The following is an 18,474-nucleotide window of genomic DNA, read 5'->3' on the forward strand; positions in this document are numbered from 1 at the left end:
TTTTATTTTCTAATAATTGCATTTTCATTTTGTAAAAATAGTTCATCAAATTGTTTTGCAAGCTCAAAATCTAGTTTCGTTAAACCTTTTGCATTCCAAGATGACAAAGTAATAATAACTGCTTTATACTGGATAAGGATAAATGGATGGTGATTATGTTCTTCTGATAGTTTGGCGGCTTCAGAGACAAATTCGACTCCTTTTAAGTAGTCGGAAAACATATATTTTCGTTCAATCCATTTCTCATCTTTTACCATCCATTTATCTACCTTCAATAATTCCTCGTGAACTTCTTCTTCAGTTAATCTTAGCATCATTTTTCACATCCTTTATTGGAAGTAACGCAAGACCATTGTTAATAAGGCGTGTTACAGCTTCGTCAGTTGTGAAAGTAGAAAGTTGATGTAGTAATGCTGCAGATGTTTCATGCCCTTTGTTATGCTCTAAAAGTAACTCTAATACTTCAAGGCGCAGCAACCATTCTTTCGCATAAAATTTATTTAATACTTCTTGGATTGCTACTAATTGATCGATATGCGCGTCGTGTAAAATCCCCTCACTTCGAATATCTCGAACTGTTTGATACATACGTTCAAGTTCATTCAGCACAAGTGGAGCAGGAATTTCTTGAATTTCTTCATCCATTGGGAAGAATGCTGCAGCATCTGCGGCACCTGGGAATACTGAAGTGATTTGTGAGCCAACAGCCATATCAAATGCGCCCCATGAAGCATCAAATAAAACGCGGGCGTTATAAGTAACTGTGCAATCGATAAAGGAAATAAGAGCAATTTTCTTATCGTTTTTTACAATATCTGTTACTGTTCCTTTTACATGAATACCACTTGCAAAAGTAAACTCAGCGATAGTTCCAATTGTAATTCCTAATGATTGTAGTTGTTCGTCTGTACAATTTTCTAATGCAATATTTTCAGTAAGTAATCCAATCGGTGTTCCAAATCCGTCACTGTGTACAGAAGTAGAATGATTCGCTAACTGTTTATTATGAAGCGCTAATGCCGTTGGCGAATTTGTTCGCATGTAAATTAATTCACCTGCATCGTTTTCAATTGTCTCGCTAAATGTACCTGTAATTTGTAATCCACTATTTAGCTCAGCTGTTGCATAGTTCTCAGAGCGAATTGCTTTTTCTAAACCTTCTTTTCCACCTGTTTTAAAGGCCATTGTTTTAGAAAATGTTTCAAGCGCATCTGTTAATTCTTCAAAGGATTCACAAACAAATAGTTGTGGTTGCATTTTTGTTACGTCATAAGTTGTCCCTGTACATGCTTCGATAGAAAATGGAACCTTTTCTACAGCGTCTGTTAAGCAATGTTTGCTTTCGCCAACAGAAGAAAGGAGGCCAGCACCATATATTTTTGGAGCATCTATATTTCCGATTAATCCATATTCTACTGTCCACCAGAAAAGACGTGAAATTTGTTCTGCTTCTGATAAGCCAGAAACTAACTTTTGTTTTTCAAGTACATTATTTTCAGCAGCTGTAACTTCATCAGGAGTAGAAGTAGGGCTTTCCTTTACAATTGTTAATGTACGAACAGCTTCGAATGCATCATGTTCTTCTTTTGTAGAGAAAGCTTTTGCACCAATTTGTCCAAATCGTTTCACATATTTTGCATATGTAGGATCAAGTAAAATAGGTGCGTGTCCTGCAGCTTCGTGTACAATATCTGGAGCAGGTGTATACTCGATGTTTTCTACTTTGCGAATATCTGTTGCGATTGGTAATAATCCGTGTCCTTGAAAATCGAAGAATGCTACGCCGGGAATAAGTCCGTCAATCGTTACAGCACCCCAGCCACTTGGTGCCAAACACTCATTCATTTCTTCTACTTTTGGAATTGAATCTATATTAATACCAGATGATTGTAGTCCGTTCACATAGGCTGGATGAGCAACTTCTTTTAAGAAGCTATGATTTTGTCTCATAATATAACGCCACACAGCGTGATTCACCGGTGTGTATTGATCATAATGTTGTGTGGATACGAATGGTTTTAAATGTGATGGAATTTCTGTTTTCTTTGTCATTTAGACATCCTCCTTTTTTTCAATAAAATTGAATATCGATTTCGTATAGCTTGTATCACCTCCTTTCATTTTTGTAAGCGCTTATAAAATTTTATCATAAGATTCGGAATTATTTAACATCTGTTTCTGTGAGAAATAGAAAAAGCCCCTATCGGAAAGTCCGATAGGGGCGAAAGAATCGCGGTACCACCCTATTTGTAAGTGAAAATATACTTACATCTCAATTAATGATAACGGAAAAATTCCGTCTTTTCCTTCATGCATAAAAGCACTACGAAAAAGAAGCTCCAGAATTGTAATTCATACTTATATATGTGCTAATTTCCACCGACCATTAGCTCTCTGTAACAGGGATATAAGATACTACTGCGATTCTTTCAACGCGTATATATGAAATTGTGTAAGAGGATGGACGCAAAAAAGTCCCTATCGGAAAATCCGATAGGGACGATAAAAATCGCGGTACCACCCTATTTGTAAACAACTAATTGTTTACCACTCACTTTACGATAACGGAAAGATCCGTCTTTCTCTTCATGCATAAAAAGCATTACGGGAAAGAAGCTCCAGAATTGTAATTCACGCTTGTATATGTACTGATTCGCACCAACCATCAGTTCTCTGAGACAGTGATATAAGTCGCTACTAGTATTCCTTCAAAGCCGATATATAATTCGTTCAACTAAACTATGTTTTGTATTATAAAACTATATTAAAAAAATTGTCAACAAAAATTTTTTATCCCGTGTTAATGAGCAGTAAAATTCCTACCTCAAAATTCGGTTGGAGTAAAGAAGTGAGAGGGGAGATTAACTGCCCGTAACTCCCGATTGGTGAAGGCTAATAATCAGTGGGGATGAACGAAATCTCCACTGATTAAAGTTTCACTTTATTTCACTTCTAAATTAACAGTTAAATTAGAGGTATTGCCAGCTGCATCAGTTGCTACAATGTGAATAGTATTTTTTCCTTCTTGTAATTGAGTACGATCGAAATAAATGTCATAGCTTTTCTCCCAAGGGTTCAAGAATGCCTGGTCCCATACACCATTTCCATTAATTTCATATTGCATTCTCACTGGAATACCAGGTGCTATCCAACCAGATTCTGACATCCAATCTAGTAGAATATCATCAACTTTTCCTTTAATTACGAGATTTTCTTGGTCAACTTCGTATGTTAACTTAGGTGCAGTTCGATCAAGAAATACAGCAGCTGTTTGTTTTGTTTCTCCGCCAGAATTAGAAGCAACTGCTTCGATTTGATATAGTCCGTCAGCTAAAGGAGTGCCATCGGCTTTTGTACCATTCCATTTGAAAGGTTTGTATCCAGGAGTTGCATTTTTAGCTTGATGGATAATCCCTTGATACGTTACACGTTCTTTCGTAACTAAATTTGCATGCAATGTGACATCATCCACAGGCGCAACTAAATAGTAGTTGATGAGATTATCATCTAGTACGTGGTCGCCATTTGGGCTAAAAGTAGAATTAATAATTTCAAGTCCATCGATACGTTTATAATCTTTAGGATCGATACTAAATGTGAATGGAATTCGAATTTCTTCTTTTGCCCCTTGTTCTTTTACATATACATTTCCAGTATACACACCTTGTGGTAGTGAGCTATCTACATTGATAGTAAATGGTTTTTCGGTACTACTATTTGGTTGTATGCTAATCGATGAAGGGACAGAAGCTCTTACTTTTGTGTTTGTGTTTGCATCTAGTAATTCCACACGAGTTGAAAAACTTTTCTTTTTACTAGAAAGGTTTTGTAATGTAACATTTTGCGTCAGTTTTACTTTTCCGCTATTGGGCTTAATAAGACCGAAGCTGACATTGTTAGGTTTTACTAATACATTTGTTTGAGCTGCTTTCGGAATGTTAATTAAACCAGATCCTTGTGCCATAACAGGGTATGCATTTTCATTGACATCATGTAATGTTTTGGCATTGTTGGCAAGAGCCGCTTTCAATTGTTCTGTCGTCCAATCAGGATGCATTTGACGCAAGAGGGCAACCGCTCCAGCTACTTGCGGAGCAGCCATACTTGTTCCGTTATGCGATTCATAGCCGCCTCGCGGTACTGTACTAGTAATTTGTACTCCAGGTGCAACAACATCAGGCTTTATTAGCCAACTTCCTTGTGATGGTCCTCTTGAACTAAAGTTACCGATAAGTTCTGTTTGCTTTGGTTGTCCAATTTTTATATTTTTCTTTCGTTTTGTAATTAAAGTTTTTAATTCTTCCCCATTTGTATTTGATAATTGCATTACTGGGACAGCTAGATGTTCACGTGAAAAATATTCCGGCATCATATTAATTTCTTTTTCGCTAGAGATTAATAACACACCAAGTGCACCAGCTTGCTTCGCTTGTTCTGCTTTTACTAATGTACTAGAAGTACCTTGTAAAATAAGTGCGAATTTCCCTTTCACATCTTGTTTTGCATAATCACTTGGATTGCCATAACCAACATATACAAGAGGAGAATCATTTCCTATTGGAAAATCGGATTTTGATAATGGTAACCCTTGATATGTTTTGCTGGAACCAGTTACTTGGAATGTTGGAAACGGGATAGAAACCGTAGATGCTCCAACAGAAATGACACTACTTGCGTTACCGGGAGCATCAACAGACCAAGGTTTTGGTCCGTCATTTCCATTTGAAACGACAGCAGTAACACCAAGTTTCGCTGCTCGTTCTAACGTTAATGTTACAGGCTGATCAGGTACATTTAAATCCTGCCCAAGGGAGAGGTTTAGCACATCCGCACCATCTTGAATTGCTCGCTCAATTCCTTGGATAATATCATCTGTTGTACCAGTTCCACCGTCATTCATTACACGATAGGCTAGAATAGAAGCGTTTGGAGCAACGCCTTTAATTTTTCCGTTACCCGCAATAATTCCAGCTACATGAGTACCATGTACGTTACCATCCATTGGATCGTTATCTTCATCAACCGTGTCATATCCACCGATATAATTTGCCTTTAGGTCAGGGTGTGTATAGTCTACGCCAGAGTCGATAATGGCTACTTTCATGCCTTTTCCATCAAGCGGTTTGCCAAATGGATCTTTTAAATTCCACGCTTCAGGTGCACCAATTGTCGGTCCGCCGATATTTGGTGCTTCTTCGTTAATAGCACTTTTTGATGTTTCATGCAATTTATATGTTAAGTTCGGATAGACTGCTTTTACTTCAGGTAAAGAGGCAAGAGAGGTAATTTGATCTCCAGGAATTGAAATAGAGAATCCGGAAAATAACGTATTATACACTTCTTTAATTTTTGCACCAGGTGCTTTTTCTTTTATTTTCTTAGTCGTATCTTCTTGTGCTTTTTTGAGCTCAGCATGATAAGACTGTGCATTACTATTTTGTAAATCTGGAGCATGCTGAATATTACTTTGAGCAGCGAGAGGTGCATGTTGTAATTCTACAATTACTGATATTTCTTTTGTTGTTTTCGTTTCAACATTTTGAGCGATTTTATGTTCTCCCCACTGTTCAATCGTTGTTTTTAATTGTGGACTAAATTGCTTCTCCTTTTGTAGTGATTCAGCATGAGCACTTAAAGCTCCAAAACTAGAAAAGACAAGCGCCATGCTTAATAGTGTAGATGTAGTTTTTTTCATTGATACTCCCCCTAATAAAAAAGTGCCAATATTCAGAAATAAAATCTTGCATTTTAGTTAGAAATTATACATATAAATGTTGGCTAAACTATACTTTCGACATAATTCATACCAATCCTCTATGGATTGAAAATTTCTTGGGAAATTTTTTCTGATTATGTCGAATCGATATTTTTCACATATTGTAGGGATAAAGTGAGGAATGCTATGAGGGAAATGGAGTGATGGTATGAAAAGGCTAATAGTAAGTAGTAGTGTAGTGTTGTTTATGTTTTTATGTTCTATCACTATTACTAGTGCAGAAAATAATAGTGTGAAAGTTGCTTTTATTCGTCATCATAATCTTTGGATTAAAGTTGATGGGAAAGAAATACAGATTACAAAAGGAGAGTACATAACAGGGCCGAAGTGGTCATATGATGGGGAATGGCTAGCGTATGTAAAAGGGAAGAAACAAAGTATTCTTGAGTTATATCGGCTGAAAGATGGAAAGAAAGTTACGCCGTTTCACTCAGAAGCATCGAATTATCAATGGTCACCAACAGAAAATATAATTGCATTTATATTTACAGGTACATTAAATACATTTGATGTAGAAAAAAAGAATGCAGATTTTGAAAATGTATCGGCTGGTGTAGGGGATTATGCATGGTACCCCGATGGAAAGAACTTTCTTGTATCCTCTGAAGCGCACTTACTTCCAACAGGATGGACAGGGGCTCAGCTATATGAAGTGCAAAAAGATGCACATATGAATCCTCACAAAATGAAGCATTTGTATGCATTGCCAAATGAACACGATGATTTCCTAGCGCTAGTAGCAAGTGGCTTTAAGTGGTCACCAGATCAAAAGTGGATTTCATTTTTAGCAGTACCGACAGCTTCATGGTCAGCTGATAGTAATACGCTTTGCTTAGTTCGTGCAGACGGCAGTCGGTTTGAAAAAGTAGATCAAATGTTATTAAACGCACAATGGTTTCAATGGGCACCATCAAAAAATATATTAGCTTATATTGAAGGGAGCGGAAGAGTTGCATTAGAAAATAAACATTTAAAAGTAAAGGAATTGCCAGCACTTCAGCAGAACATATTTACGCCGAAAGGATATGTTGATTGGGATTTTGTATGGAAGAACGATAGAGTAATTATCGTTTCACGAGCAAAAGAGGCAGGGATAGAAACTCCACCAGAAAAAAGGCCACTACCATCTTTATATGAGGTCGATAGTACAAGTAATGCACAGCATCAAATCACAAAGAAAACGAACAAGCAAGGGGATTACCACCCGATCTTCATGAAGAAGAGTAATCAATTAATTTGGATACGTTCAGACCGTAAGAAAGCGGATGTATGGCTTGCTCATAAAGATCGGAAGCAGGAAAAGAAGTGGATTGAAAATATAGATGTACCAGCGTGGTATTATGAGAAATGGAATTGGGGAAATGTTATCTCGGTGAAAGAAGAATAAAAAAACTGCCTAAAAAATCATTTTAGGCAGTTTTAATTGTTATTTATGTGTTTTATTTGGCTTTTTTTTCGCTGGGTTTCCGTTCCCTTGGCGCTTTCTATTTTGTTCATCTTTTGCTTGTTTTTCATGTAGTGTATCTAAAAATTCATTCGAGTTACTCATGTTTATATCTCTCCTTTCATTTTGTCATGATTACTATAACCATTTAGGAGGATAATCATGAGTTAGAAGTTAGGCACTTAATTTTCTTCGATAATGTAAGTAAAATATTCCATACATAACAAATAGCATGAGTAAAACTTGTAACTCTACATTTTCTTTTAAAATAGCTGCGATAGTGTCTGGTAAGTACGGTGATTTATCGTTTGTGCTTAAACCTAACCATTTATTTAAGAGGCTAATGGTACAAAACATAAAAACACCGGACCAGCTTGCCGTAATTGCTTTTTGCTTAATTTTTGTTTCACGTTCATCATCTGTAATCCAAGGATTAGCAGTTTTATCACTACTAAAGAAGCCGTTTATATATCCCCATACAATCATTCCAATAAAGACAATTATCCATTTCATATATGTAATTCTCCTTTATATGTAAAAAGTTTTTTACATATAATATTGTAATATTTTACAAAGTTTCATGTCAAATGTTTTTTACATATTGGTTTTCATATAGCAGGAATAAAGTATGAGATAGGGAAGAAATATGTAAGAGGATTTCATAATGAGAGGAGGAAGGGGATGAAAATCGTCTTTGTTCGGCACGGGGAAGGAGAACATACAAGGGATTTGCCATCAAGTTTAAAAGTGCTTCATCCGCCATTGACGGATGAAGGAAGGAATCAGGCTAAATTACTTCAATGCAATGTGCCATTACAAGAGACGGATATATTAATTGCTAGTCCTACACTTAGAACTTTGCAAACGGCGACAATATGGAGTGCGAAAGTTGCTTGTCAAAAAATCGTTCATCCATATGTATCTCCGCGTATTTTTCCTTATCGAGAAGAAGCGAGAACATTACCGTGCGATTATATAGTAGATCAGGGAATGATAACAAAGTTATTTCCGCATTTTTCGATAGAGAAAAGCTCAAATAATCAGTTATGGAAGGAAGGTATAAACACTATTTCAGAGAATAGTTTTCAGCAAATAGTAGATGAATTTCTTCTTTGGTGTTATGAACTGGGTGCGGAAAGAATTTGTATTGTATCTCACGATGGAACAATTACAGCATATAGGCAATATTTACAGAAAGTCGTTTTAACTAGATCAGATTTTTTGAAAGAAACAGGTATATATGAAATGGATGTATCCCATAAAAGTCTGATTGATAAGGGCTGATTATAGGATGGAGGTTGTTTGTTGAATATTGCATTAGTAGTTGGTTTTAATTCGGATTTAGAGGCGCAATCAATACGAGCATCTCTTGAATATTTTGGTGCAAGGGTTGTGACATATTGGATTGGTAGACCGAAAGATTTTGTGGGAGTTCTTTCTGGAAAGAACTTATTTAATGATATTAATTATATTATTTTTTGCTTTCATGGTGAAGAAGGGAAGTTTGTCATGGAAGAGTTAGGCGAAGAAGTATATGAACAAGATGAACCGAGAGGGTATTTTGGTGCAGAAGAAATTTATGAATATGCAAAATTGCATAATACACATATTGTCAATAGCGGGTGCACGTTAGGGGAGCAAAATCTAGCAAAATCTTTTTTACGTAGTGGTGCGAAATCATATATTGGATCGATTGATTATGTAGATGGAAATGCAGCACTTATGTTTACTATACGCTTATTTTATGGGGTTATTAACCATGGGAAAACGTTAGAAGAAGCCTTTCAAGAAGCGAGTTTAATTGATGAGGAGACACATACATTTCGATTCTATAATTAGTGTGAAACACGTTTATTCTATATTCGAATAAACGTGTTTCACATTTAACTCACATTTTTTTTACATTTTTTTCAATGAAAATGGTTATCACTTGTGGTATGATATGTTCAAGTTTTTACAGGTAATAAAAGTTACTATATAAACGTTAGTTTTTAATGTTTCATACGCATGTCACAGATTATTCATAATTAACGTTTGAAAAATAAGTAACTAATGTTATTATATTATCTGTAACTAACTTAATTACAACTTTAGGAGGAAGATATGGCTATTCAATTTTTAAGAGAAAACAAAGCAGTTTCTTTTGCATTAGCAGTAATTCGAGTATATCTTGGTTACACATGGTTAATGGCTGGAATCGGTAAACTACAAGGAAAAGGATTCGATGCAACAGGTTATTTGCAAGGGGCAATTGAAAAATCTAAAGGTGCACAACCGGCTGTTCAATCTTGGTGGGCATCATTCTTACAAGAATTTGCAATTCCAAATGTAGATTTGTTTAATACACTTGTAACATGGGGAGAAATTTTAGTCGGAATTGGTTTAATTGTAGGCTGTTTAACAAAAACAGCGGTCTTTTTTGGTCTTGTAATGAACTTTTCCTATATGTTTAGTGGGTCAATTGGTGTGAACCCTGAGATGGTTATCTTATCTATGTTTGTTCTTGTTTCCGGTATGAACGCTGGGAAATTTGGAATGGATGGCTTCGTTATCCCGAAAGTATTAGGATCAAAAACTCCAAAACGCCAAAAGCAAGCTGCTTAATATATGAAAACGGGTATCTCATTTTGAGATACCCGTTTATGTTATTTTTCAACTTTAATCGGATTGTTCTTAAAGAAATCTTTTACATACCCGACAAATTCTTGTGGTTCTTGGCGAAATGGTGCATGATAACCTTTTTCAATAATATGTAAAGTGCTATTTTTTAAGAATTGATGATACGTTTCTCCTTCTTTCCAGGAAACGCTACTATCATTTCTGCCCCATATAATTAAAGTTGGCTGTTTTATTTCATTTGCATTAATTTTAAGACGTCTAGGCCATAATTTCATTTTATTATAATGCTCTTCATCATTACGTTTGAATTTCACTTTGCTTTCATCATAATCTGTAATAGAAGAAACGGCATTTAAATCAGTCGACAATTGTGGTTTTGGTGAGCCTTGTTTATTAACGAATGTATGAGGGCCACCTGTAGCATCAGTTAAAATAAGGTGAGTAACTGCTTCAGGATATAAATATGTTAAATTTAGAGAAATTTCTCCCCCCATGGAATGCCCCAGTATTGCGAATGAATCATACCCTAGTTTTTTCATTAATTTATAATACAAATTTGCATGAGTTGGAAAAGAATAATAAAAATCCATTGGCTTAGATGAGCGCCCGAATCCTAAAGCATCTACAGAAATAATTGTATGATCTTTTGCTAAATCGGAGTAAATCTTTTGAAAACCATCTGATGACCCTCCAAAGCCATGAATCATAAGTAAAGGTGGTTTTTCATTACCAATCTTTTTAAAGTAAATGGTTTGACCATCTATTTCTACCATTTTTTCCTCGGTAGCTAGTTTCGCTGTAATTGTATTTTTAACTTGTTTTACTTGTTCTACTGGCTTTTCTGCTGCACTACATCCTACTAATAGTGTAAGAGTAAGACAACCTACCATAAAATAGCTAAATCGCTTCAATTAGGTGTCTCCTTTCTAACATAACGCTGTATCTATCATAGCAAATAGCATATTACGATTTCCAGGAAGTTGGCTACCATTTTTTATCATAAGAGGTGAAAGGAGCGTTTCTTGGAAATTTTCTGTTTGAAGAAATTGACGAAATGTAAATTGTGAGTGTGGAACATCAATTCGTACTATACCATTCCAACATTCACATATCTTTTTTAATAATTGGATAGCATCTTCTTCTTGATTGGCGATAAGTGGATTGATACATAATATATTGCCCTTTTGTATGCATAATGAAAAAGCTTCTATACAGTTATTTCTTTCAATTTTAAAAGAGTATACGGCCCTTGGTAATAGCAAAGAGTAAAGTAGAGAACGATTCATACCAGTTGCAATTTGATCCAGAGAAGTAAGAGATATAAGGTCTTCTTCTTGTACTTGTTGTAAGTGAGAAGGATACGTCTTAATAGTCTGCTTTTCAAAACGATGAATCGTTGTTGCTGTTTGAAATCCACATGATGTGTATAGAGGTTCGCCAGCTTTTGTCGCAATAAGTGCAATGGGTTGTTTTGGATGAATTTGTTCCAAGCAATGATTTAGCAACATGCGCCCTAATCCGCGTCCTTGAAAATTAGGGTGAACGATTAACATACCAATGGAAGCGAAGTTACTTGGAAAGGGAAATACTCCTCCAGTCGCAATGAGTTTGTTTTCATGAATGTAACCTACAAGTGTGCCGATAGAAAGATACATTTCGAATTGTTTTTTCATAAAAATTTCATCGTGTAACCATCCAACAGATTTGCAAAGATTAAGTAATTCAAAAATAAAAGACTCATTTAGCTTTACTATTTTCATAAAGGCTCACCGCATTTCTATTTATTTTCATAAAAATAGAGTCAAAATGTAAAAAAAGAGATTTACGTTAAATGAAATCCAACTTGTTTATATTTAAATTGTAAAGGGCGGGATGATTGATACAAAAAGACAAAGTTATACAAATTATAACTGATATTTACATAAGTTAACAAAAAATTTACATACAGCTAATTTTCTCTTAATAGTCTTCCATTAAATTTGATAGTGGGAAATGAATAACCTAATTAGGGGGACAAGACAGTGAAAAAGTTTGTGAAAAAAGCATGGCCATTTGCAGTTGTGGCATCATTAGCAGTTACTTCGGTAGCAACATGGAATTTTACTCGTTCTAGTGAGGTTAATGCAGATGAGAACGGAAGCAATGCAAAGATTAAAAATGTTATCGTATTAATTGGGGATGGTATGGGCCCTTCATATATGACGGCTCACCGTTATATGAAAGATAATCCAAAAACCTTTGAAATGGAATCTACAGAATTTGATAAGCATCTTGTAGGAACACAAAAAACATACCCAGAAGATGAACATGAAAATATTACAGACTCTGCATCGGCAGCAACAGCTATGTCAGCAGGGATTAAAACATATAATGCTGCAATTGCAGTTGATAATGATAAAGCGGAAGTGAAAACAGTTCTTGAGCAAGCGAAAGAAAAAGGGAAATCAACGGGACTCGTTGCAACTTCTGAAATTACACATGCAACACCAGCTGCTTTCGGTGCGCATGACATTAGCCGTAAAAATATGGACGCAATTGCAAATGATTATTTTGATGAGAAAATTAAAGGGAAGCATAAAGTAGATGTTATGCTTGGCGGCGGCGTAAAGAACTTTGTTAGAAAAGATCGTAATCTTACAGAAGAGTTCAAGAAATCTGGTTATAGCTATGTAACGGATCGAGATCAATTGTTAAATGATAAAAATGATCAAATTCTTGGTTTATTTGCACCAGGTGGATTAGATAAAATGATTGACCGTAATGAGAAAACACCTTCATTAGAAGAAATGACTAATGCAGCAATTGAGCGTTTGAACAAAAATAAAAATGGTTTCTTCTTAATGGTGGAAGGAAGTCAAATCGACTGGGCTGGACATGATAATGATATTGTTGGTGCAATGAGTGAAATGGAAGACTTCGAAAAAGCTTTCAAAGCAGCGATTGAGTTTGCGAAAAAAGATAAAAATACGTTAGTTGTTGCAACGGCAGATCACGCTACTGGTGGATTATCTTTAGGTGCCAATGGCGAGTATAACTTTAAAGTAGATCCAATTAAAGCTGCAAAGCGTACACCAGACTTTATGGCAAATGAGATTGCAAAAGGTGCAAATGTAGAAGAAACATTGAAAAAGTATATTGATTTACAATTAACTCCAGAAGAAATTCAAGCTGTAAATGATATAGCTCCTTCAAAAGATGTAACAAAGATTGATAATGCAATTGAAGATATTTTCAATAAGCGCTCGGTTACAGGCTGGACAACGGGTGGACATACAGGGGAAGATGTGAACGTATATGCATTTGGTCCAGGTAAATACTTGTTCTCTGGCGTTCAAGAGAATACAAATATAGCGAAACGTGTCTTTGATATTGTTGGTGGTGGCGATCCGAATAAAGGAAGACGCTAATTAAGAGCGAAAGTGAGGCGAAATGCCTCACTTTTCTTTTTAGGAGTTGGGAATATGAAAAAGTTATTTAGGAAATTAAGATTCCTTTTAGTATTTGTAGTATTACTAGTCGGATGTCAACAAGAAGAGAATAATGTAGAACAAAAATCTACTACTAAAAAAACTGAGGAAAAGGTACAAATAACAAAAGAAGAAGAGAGATCTATTCAAGATGTTATTCATACATTTGTGCGAACGACGAATGAAAAAAATCTTGCAGAACATATGGAGTTATTTTCAAAGAAGATGCCTAGTGCTGAAGACTTAAAAACACAAAAAGAAGCCGCATTTCAAAAGGGAAATAAGAAAATTGAATTGGAACATATAGATATGAAAGTTAGTAAAGTAGGGTATGTTATTGTTGAAACGAAAGAAAAGGAAGTAGACGACAGTATCACTCTTCAAAAGAAAGTACAGTATGCCCTTGGAAAAGAAGAGGATAAATGGAAGATTGAAGAGGTTCGAACAATAGAGAAAAAATAACGTGAAACTTTAATAAGTGTAGGAGTCGTACTTCCCAAAATGGTAGAAAAAAGGTTCTCATTGGCGAGAACCTTTTTTTATAGTGGTAGCATAATTTGATTTGAGCATGCCTCAATATCATCAATATCTTGACGGATTGTGGCCATTTTATTATCAAGATCTTCAGCTTTCATTGCTGCATCATGTAGTTCATCTTTTAAATACTCCGGTATTTTCCCTTCATATTTATAATAAAGTTTGTGTTCTAAACTTGCCCAAAAGTCCATTGCTAGTGTACGTAACTGAATTTCTGCAAATACATCTTTTGTACCAGAATTTAGTGATAAAGGGTATTTAATAATCATGTGTAAACTTTTATATCCGTTTCGTTTTGGGTTAGCGATATAATCTTTTACTTCTATGACTTCCATATCTTCGCGTTTTTGAATGACTTCTTTCAAATGATAGATATCTTCTACGAAGCAACATGTAATACGAATACCAATAATATCTTGTAAATGTGTTTGAGCGTTTTCAACTGTTGGTAATAAGCTTTTGCGCTCTAGTTTTTTAATAATACTTTCAGGTTGTTTTAGTCTTGTTTTTATATGTTCAAACGGGTTGTAATCCTCTAGAAATTGAGCTTCCCGGTTCATAATTTCAAATTTAGTTTTTAACTCTTCTAAAGCAAATGTATATGGTAATACAAAAGCTTTCCAGTAGTTAACTGTTGATTGATTATATTCCATTTATATACACACCTTTTCCTATTTGCAAGTGAGGTCGTTATTATACTAAATACCAAATCATATAAGCGCAAGCAGCAAATGATGAGATCATAAAGCGATATTTAGTTTTCATACTTTCAACTCCTTTCGAGTAAGATTTTATATAAATAAACGTGATTGTTAATAAGTTCACTATGTACAGTTTCTATAGTAATAGATTCGTGTGAATTTCGTATGAACTAATTGTTTCAGCTTTTTGTCTTTTTTGCTGTTAATCATAATTATTATTCGGATTTAAAGTGTTTTTATTTGATTTATCTATTTGTATAAATTAATGTATATTTGAATTTATAGTTATTGAGGAGGATATATGGTGAACTTTGAAGAATTAGCAATTGCTAGACGTTCTGCAATGAAATTTATACAAGGTATAGAAATCCCTGATGAGGATTTTAAAAAAATATTTGAGTTAACTAAGCTTTCTCCATCTTGCTATAATTTGCAGCACACACATTATGTTGTAATTCGTGATCAAGAGCGAAAAGAAAGATTAAAAGAATTAGCTTTCGGTCAATATAAAGTATCGAGTGCATCAGCGGTAGTGCTCGTTTGTGGTGATAAAAAAGCATACCAAAATGTTGAAAATATTTACTTCGGTATGAAAGTTTTAAAAATGATTGATGAATGTGAATATGAAGATACAATTAGGCAAACGAAAGGTTTATATGAAGGAAAAGGAGAGCGTTTCATGGAGGATGAAGCGATTAGAAATGCTTCGTTAAGCGCGATGACTTTTATGTACGCAGCTAAATATTATGGCTATGATACATGTCCAATGATTGGTTTCGATGAAAAAGCAGTACAAAGTGAATTAAATATGCCGGAGCATATAGTACCTGTTTTAATGATTACGATAGGAAAAAGTGATACGACTAAAACTCGCCCACGAGGATATCGAAAGCCGATTAGTGAGTTTGTTACATACGAATCGTTTTAATAAAGTGAAACTTTAAATTAGTGAGGGTCTTATTGGCCGTTAATGCGGGACAAAATTTATTTAACTATAAAAAACAAGGGGATTCTAAATGGAATCTTCTTGTTTTTGCAATTGACAAATAGAATCAAGTTTTATAATATATAAATCGTAATCATTACGTTTTAGTTGCGATTTTTGAAAGAAAGGAGAAATAAATATGCGTGTAAATATTACATTAGCTTGTACGGAGTGCGGCGATCGTAATTACATTTCTAAAAAAAATAAACGAAACAATCCAGAACGCATCGAACTAAAAAAATATTGTCCACGATTAAAGCGAGTAACGTTACATCGTGAGACGAAGTAAAAGACTAGAGGTATCTCTAGTTTTTTTTATAGTTCTTTGGTTTTGTTTGTTATAATTACCTTAAAATGTAATAAAGGGAGCGGTATGATGAATCAAAAAGATAAAGAAAGAAAAGAGCGAGTGGCTCATATTATTAACATTCCAGATGAATATAGTCTTGTTGTAGATGATCAAGAAGGGGTTGATGACCCGTATCATCTATTATGGTGGGAGCATAAAGAGGATCAGGAGAGAACGATACAAATTACATTGAATAGACATACTGGTAATTTAATTGAATTTAGGATAGATGATGGGAATTATTTTTCGAGTGATAAGGAAGTTATAGAGGAGAATAGGGTAAGAGAGATTGTAAATGTATTTATAAAAAAACATGTGGAAGAAGGATTAGAGTTTTATACATATGTAACTATCCAGGATGATTGGCGTGGCTGGAAAGAAATAAATTATATGCAAGAAGTAAATGGATATCCATTACCGGATACAGGATGTGTGGTGCAAGTGCATCCTTCAGGGAATGTTGTGAATTTTCATTATAACGGACGAGAAAGCATAAAAGAAAAGCCGTTATGGCCAAGTGAGATTGTTGAGGAGAATATCGTTTTAGACAACTTAAAGGCCAAACAAGATATGAGGCTTGTATTTGTAGATTTAACACATTCTTTATGTAAATATGAAAATGGAGAAGAAGTAAAAGGGTACCACCTTGTGTATGTACCAGAACCTAGTCATGTATTTATTGATGCAAGTACAGGTAAAGATTTATTTGGACCAGATCATTATAAATTGCCTTCGGCTGTAGCTGTTGGAAAATCGAGAAAAGGTAACGAACGAGGTGACATATTCGAATTATTTGACTGGAATAAAGAAGGTTTTACAAAAGTAGATGAGACGGAAAATGATGATGAAATAAGGATGAAATTTGTTCCGAAAGAGGAATTACAAAAACAGAAAGAAGAAAAGAATCCATATTTAATGAATGAATTCTTTAAAAAGCATTTACCGATGTTGAAATATAATAATTTAGTTAGCGTTACAATTGATAAATTAACCAATGAATTAACTGGTTTTATAAAACTGACAGATGATAAAGAAGTAAAGCAAATACTGTCTAGAGAGGAATGTTTACAAAAAGCACTTCAATTTTTAGAACGAGTTATTCCAGATATCAAACAATATCTGCGTCTTTGGGAGGAACGTGAAGAAGCAGAAGATGGGATTGAAAGATTTATCTTTTCTGTATATATAAATGATATTCCGGCAGAGTATAACCAATTTATGATCAACATCAATGCAGAAAATGGTACTGTTATGCACTACTCGGGGGAGTCTAGCAACTTTATAAAAAAATTACTTACATATGAAACAACACCAAAATTAATAAAAGAAAAAGCGTTAGAAATATACAGAGCGGCTATCCGAGTTAAATTAGAATGGTTTTTAGATCATGATGCAGAGGAAACGAAATACAAACTACTGTACAAACAAACGACAGATGAAAAACATAAAGAACCTTTTGATTGTAGTCGGGAAATTCGTTATATTGATGCCCAAGCGGGGAGAAAGATTTGGAGTAAGTAAAATAAAAAGAGTTATTTTTCAAAGAAAATAACTCTTTTTATTTTTATAATTTGCCTGTTCGCTTTTCAAAAGTAAATGTGATAGGAAGATTGGAATGAGAACTATCACTTTTAAATATTACTTTCCATTCTTTAGTATGGGCTTTAATTTCAAAATTAAGAAGATTCATCGCTCTACGTTTATCTATTTCTAAAAACATATTATGAATTTCTGGTTCTTGCTGTAAATTAAGAGCCTTTAGTGTGACTGTAAATGTGAAAAAATTCTGCCCTTCATATACTATTTTTGATATTTTTGTTTTTTGTGTATTTAACAGCACATAAAAACGGTCTGATGGAGTTAATTGTACAGAGTCATCAGTAATTTCATTCTCGCTATTATGAAGTTCAACTAAGAAAGATGTACTATGTGAAGAATCTTTTTTGCTTGTAATCTGTAATTCAGTAGGAATCATCGGTATTTCATAAAAGTCATTCCTTATTATATTATTGTAATCCTCTGAAAATTTACGGACTTCTTTTGGAAAAGAGTCTTCTTGTGTACTTAAAAAAGTTTTATGTTGCTTTGGAATTTTTTTACTAAAATTTAATGTTTCTTTAAAGTAATAATTGGATCCAGTTAAAAATAAAAAACTACAAATTAATAAAAAAATTCGATACAGATTTTGAAAATGAAAGAACAATAGTATACATGTAATAATTCCAATTACATAGAAAATAAAGATAAGTAGTTCTAGTTTTGAGTGAAACGAGAAACCATAGTTATGAAAAAATTTTATTCCAGTTATAATTTGAGCTCCAAAAAATAAAGAAATTCCAAATTGAAAAAATAATAAATCAGGCCCTCTTTTAATAACAAAAGTAATGAACGAAATGAAAAGTAAAAATACTCCTAAATAAATTGTTACATTTAATAATCGATCTAATGTAAGCATGAATAATGTCCCCTTTAATAGCATATTCATATATAAATAACAATTTTATATAATTATAATATAACAATAAATTATTTTAAATATTGGAAGTGTTGAGTTTTATAAATAAACTGTACAGACACAAACAACCTCACGCCCACA

The 18,474-nt window shown here is 34.2% G+C and carries 18 protein-coding genes and 2 other annotated features; of the genes, 9 read left to right on the forward strand and 9 right to left on the reverse strand.

The window, feature by feature from the left end; translation table 11 throughout:
* Positions 1-2: 2 nt before the first annotated feature.
* The 3 genes from MKY38_RS00220 to MKY38_RS00230 form a co-directional block, all read right to left on the reverse strand.
* Positions 3-317, reverse strand: coding sequence for a 4a-hydroxytetrahydrobiopterin dehydratase (locus MKY38_RS00220; RefSeq protein ID WP_000979538.1), 315 nt, complete (start codon positions 315-317; stop codon positions 3-5).
* Positions 298-2,052, reverse strand: coding sequence for an aromatic amino acid hydroxylase (locus tag MKY38_RS00225; RefSeq protein WP_065222831.1), 1,755 nt, complete (start codon positions 2,050-2,052; stop codon positions 298-300). The genes MKY38_RS00220 and MKY38_RS00225 overlap by 20 nt, the downstream gene beginning before the upstream one ends.
* Positions 2,053-2,214: 162 nt before the next feature.
* Positions 2,215-2,442 (reverse strand) — a binding site (T-box leader).
* Positions 2,443-2,492: 50 nt separating this feature from the next.
* Positions 2,493-2,721: a binding site (T-box leader), on the reverse strand.
* A gap of 220 nt (positions 2,722-2,941) precedes the next feature.
* Positions 2,942-5,695 (reverse strand): S8 family peptidase, encoded by a 2,754-nt coding sequence (locus MKY38_RS00230; protein WP_078439794.1) that lies wholly within the window; start codon positions 5,693-5,695, stop codon positions 2,942-2,944.
* A 229-nt stretch (positions 5,696-5,924) separates the two neighbouring features.
* On the opposite strand from MKY38_RS00230, the gene MKY38_RS00235 reads away from it, so the two are divergent.
* The gene (locus MKY38_RS00235; protein ID WP_000825732.1) at positions 5,925-7,163 is read left to right on the forward strand and encodes a TolB family protein; all 1,239 of its coding nucleotides are present in this window, start codon (positions 5,925-5,927) and stop codon (positions 7,161-7,163) included.
* A 39-nt stretch (positions 7,164-7,202) separates the two neighbouring features.
* Here the strand turns inward: MKY38_RS00235 and MKY38_RS00240 are convergent, their stop codons facing one another.
* Positions 7,203-7,325 (reverse strand): DUF4023 domain-containing protein, encoded by a 123-nt coding sequence (locus tag MKY38_RS00240; protein WP_000071866.1) that lies wholly within the window; start codon positions 7,323-7,325, stop codon positions 7,203-7,205.
* 69 nt (positions 7,326-7,394) lie between these two features.
* Positions 7,395-7,733: a hypothetical protein gene (locus MKY38_RS00245; protein WP_000871150.1), complete on the reverse strand. Its 339-nt coding sequence runs from the start codon at positions 7,731-7,733 to the stop codon at positions 7,395-7,397.
* A gap of 168 nt (positions 7,734-7,901) precedes the next feature.
* On the opposite strand from MKY38_RS00245, the gene MKY38_RS00250 reads away from it, so the two are divergent.
* The 3 genes from MKY38_RS00250 to MKY38_RS00260 all read left to right on the forward strand — a co-directional run bounded on the left by MKY38_RS00250 (position 7,902) and on the right by MKY38_RS00260 (position 9,824).
* The gene (locus MKY38_RS00250) at positions 7,902-8,504 is read left to right on the forward strand and encodes a histidine phosphatase family protein (RefSeq protein ID WP_078385131.1); all 603 of its coding nucleotides are present in this window, start codon (positions 7,902-7,904) and stop codon (positions 8,502-8,504) included.
* Positions 8,505-8,522: 18 nt separating this feature from the next.
* On the forward strand, positions 8,523-9,059 hold the full coding sequence (locus MKY38_RS00255) for a delta-aminolevulinic acid dehydratase (RefSeq protein ID WP_065222835.1): 537 nt from the start codon (positions 8,523-8,525) through the stop codon (positions 9,057-9,059).
* Positions 9,060-9,323: 264 nt separating this feature from the next.
* Entirely contained in the window at positions 9,324-9,824 is a 501-nt protein-coding gene (locus MKY38_RS00260; RefSeq protein WP_065222836.1) for a DoxX family protein, read from the forward strand.
* A 41-nt stretch (positions 9,825-9,865) separates the two neighbouring features.
* On the opposite strand, the gene MKY38_RS00265 is transcribed toward MKY38_RS00260, so the two are convergent.
* Positions 9,866-10,750, reverse strand: a complete 885-nt coding sequence (locus tag MKY38_RS00265; protein ID WP_000819810.1) for an alpha/beta fold hydrolase — start codon at positions 10,748-10,750, stop codon at positions 9,866-9,868.
* Between the two features lie 15 nt (positions 10,751-10,765).
* A complete protein-coding gene (locus MKY38_RS00270; RefSeq protein WP_065222837.1) occupies positions 10,766-11,599 on the reverse strand; it encodes a GNAT family N-acetyltransferase in 834 nt (277 codons plus the stop codon).
* A gap of 261 nt (positions 11,600-11,860) precedes the next feature.
* Between MKY38_RS00270 and MKY38_RS00275 the strand changes: the two genes are divergently transcribed.
* A complete protein-coding gene (locus MKY38_RS00275) occupies positions 11,861-13,246 on the forward strand; it encodes an alkaline phosphatase (RefSeq protein WP_000714912.1) in 1,386 nt (461 codons plus the stop codon).
* A gap of 54 nt (positions 13,247-13,300) precedes the next feature.
* Entirely contained in the window at positions 13,301-13,768 is a 468-nt protein-coding gene (locus tag MKY38_RS00280) for a hypothetical protein (RefSeq protein WP_000732796.1), read from the forward strand.
* A 77-nt stretch (positions 13,769-13,845) separates the two neighbouring features.
* On the opposite strand, the gene MKY38_RS00285 is transcribed toward MKY38_RS00280, so the two are convergent.
* Complete coding sequence (locus MKY38_RS00285; protein ID WP_000456230.1) at positions 13,846-14,496, reverse strand: GTP pyrophosphokinase; 651 nt, start codon at positions 14,494-14,496, stop codon at positions 13,846-13,848.
* A gap of 349 nt (positions 14,497-14,845) precedes the next feature.
* Between MKY38_RS00285 and MKY38_RS00290 the strand changes: the two genes are divergently transcribed.
* The 3 genes from MKY38_RS00290 (at position 14,846) to MKY38_RS00300 (ending at position 17,399) form a co-directional block, all read left to right on the forward strand.
* On the forward strand, positions 14,846-15,472 hold the full coding sequence (locus MKY38_RS00290; RefSeq protein WP_000245978.1) for a nitroreductase family protein: 627 nt from the start codon (positions 14,846-14,848) through the stop codon (positions 15,470-15,472).
* Positions 15,473-15,668: 196 nt separating this feature from the next.
* On the forward strand, positions 15,669-15,818 hold the full coding sequence (gene rpmG, locus MKY38_RS00295; RefSeq protein WP_001265617.1) for a 50S ribosomal protein L33: 150 nt from the start codon (positions 15,669-15,671) through the stop codon (positions 15,816-15,818).
* Positions 15,819-15,905: 87 nt separating this feature from the next.
* A complete protein-coding gene (locus MKY38_RS00300; protein ID WP_114555864.1) occupies positions 15,906-17,399 on the forward strand; it encodes a YcdB/YcdC domain-containing protein in 1,494 nt (497 codons plus the stop codon).
* 43 nt (positions 17,400-17,442) lie between these two features.
* Here the strand turns inward: MKY38_RS00300 and MKY38_RS00305 are convergent, their stop codons facing one another.
* Positions 17,443-18,363 carry a hypothetical protein gene (locus MKY38_RS00305; RefSeq protein ID WP_004407978.1) on the reverse strand — a complete coding sequence of 307 codons (921 nt, stop codon included), beginning with the start codon at positions 18,361-18,363 and terminating at the stop codon, positions 17,443-17,445.
* Positions 18,364-18,474 lie beyond the last annotated feature (111 nt).

Origin of the sequence: Bacillus sp. FSL R5-0585, from assembly GCF_038004545.1 — a bacterium.
Lineage (GTDB): Bacteria > Bacillota > Bacilli > Bacillales > Bacillaceae_G > Bacillus_A > Bacillus_A cereus.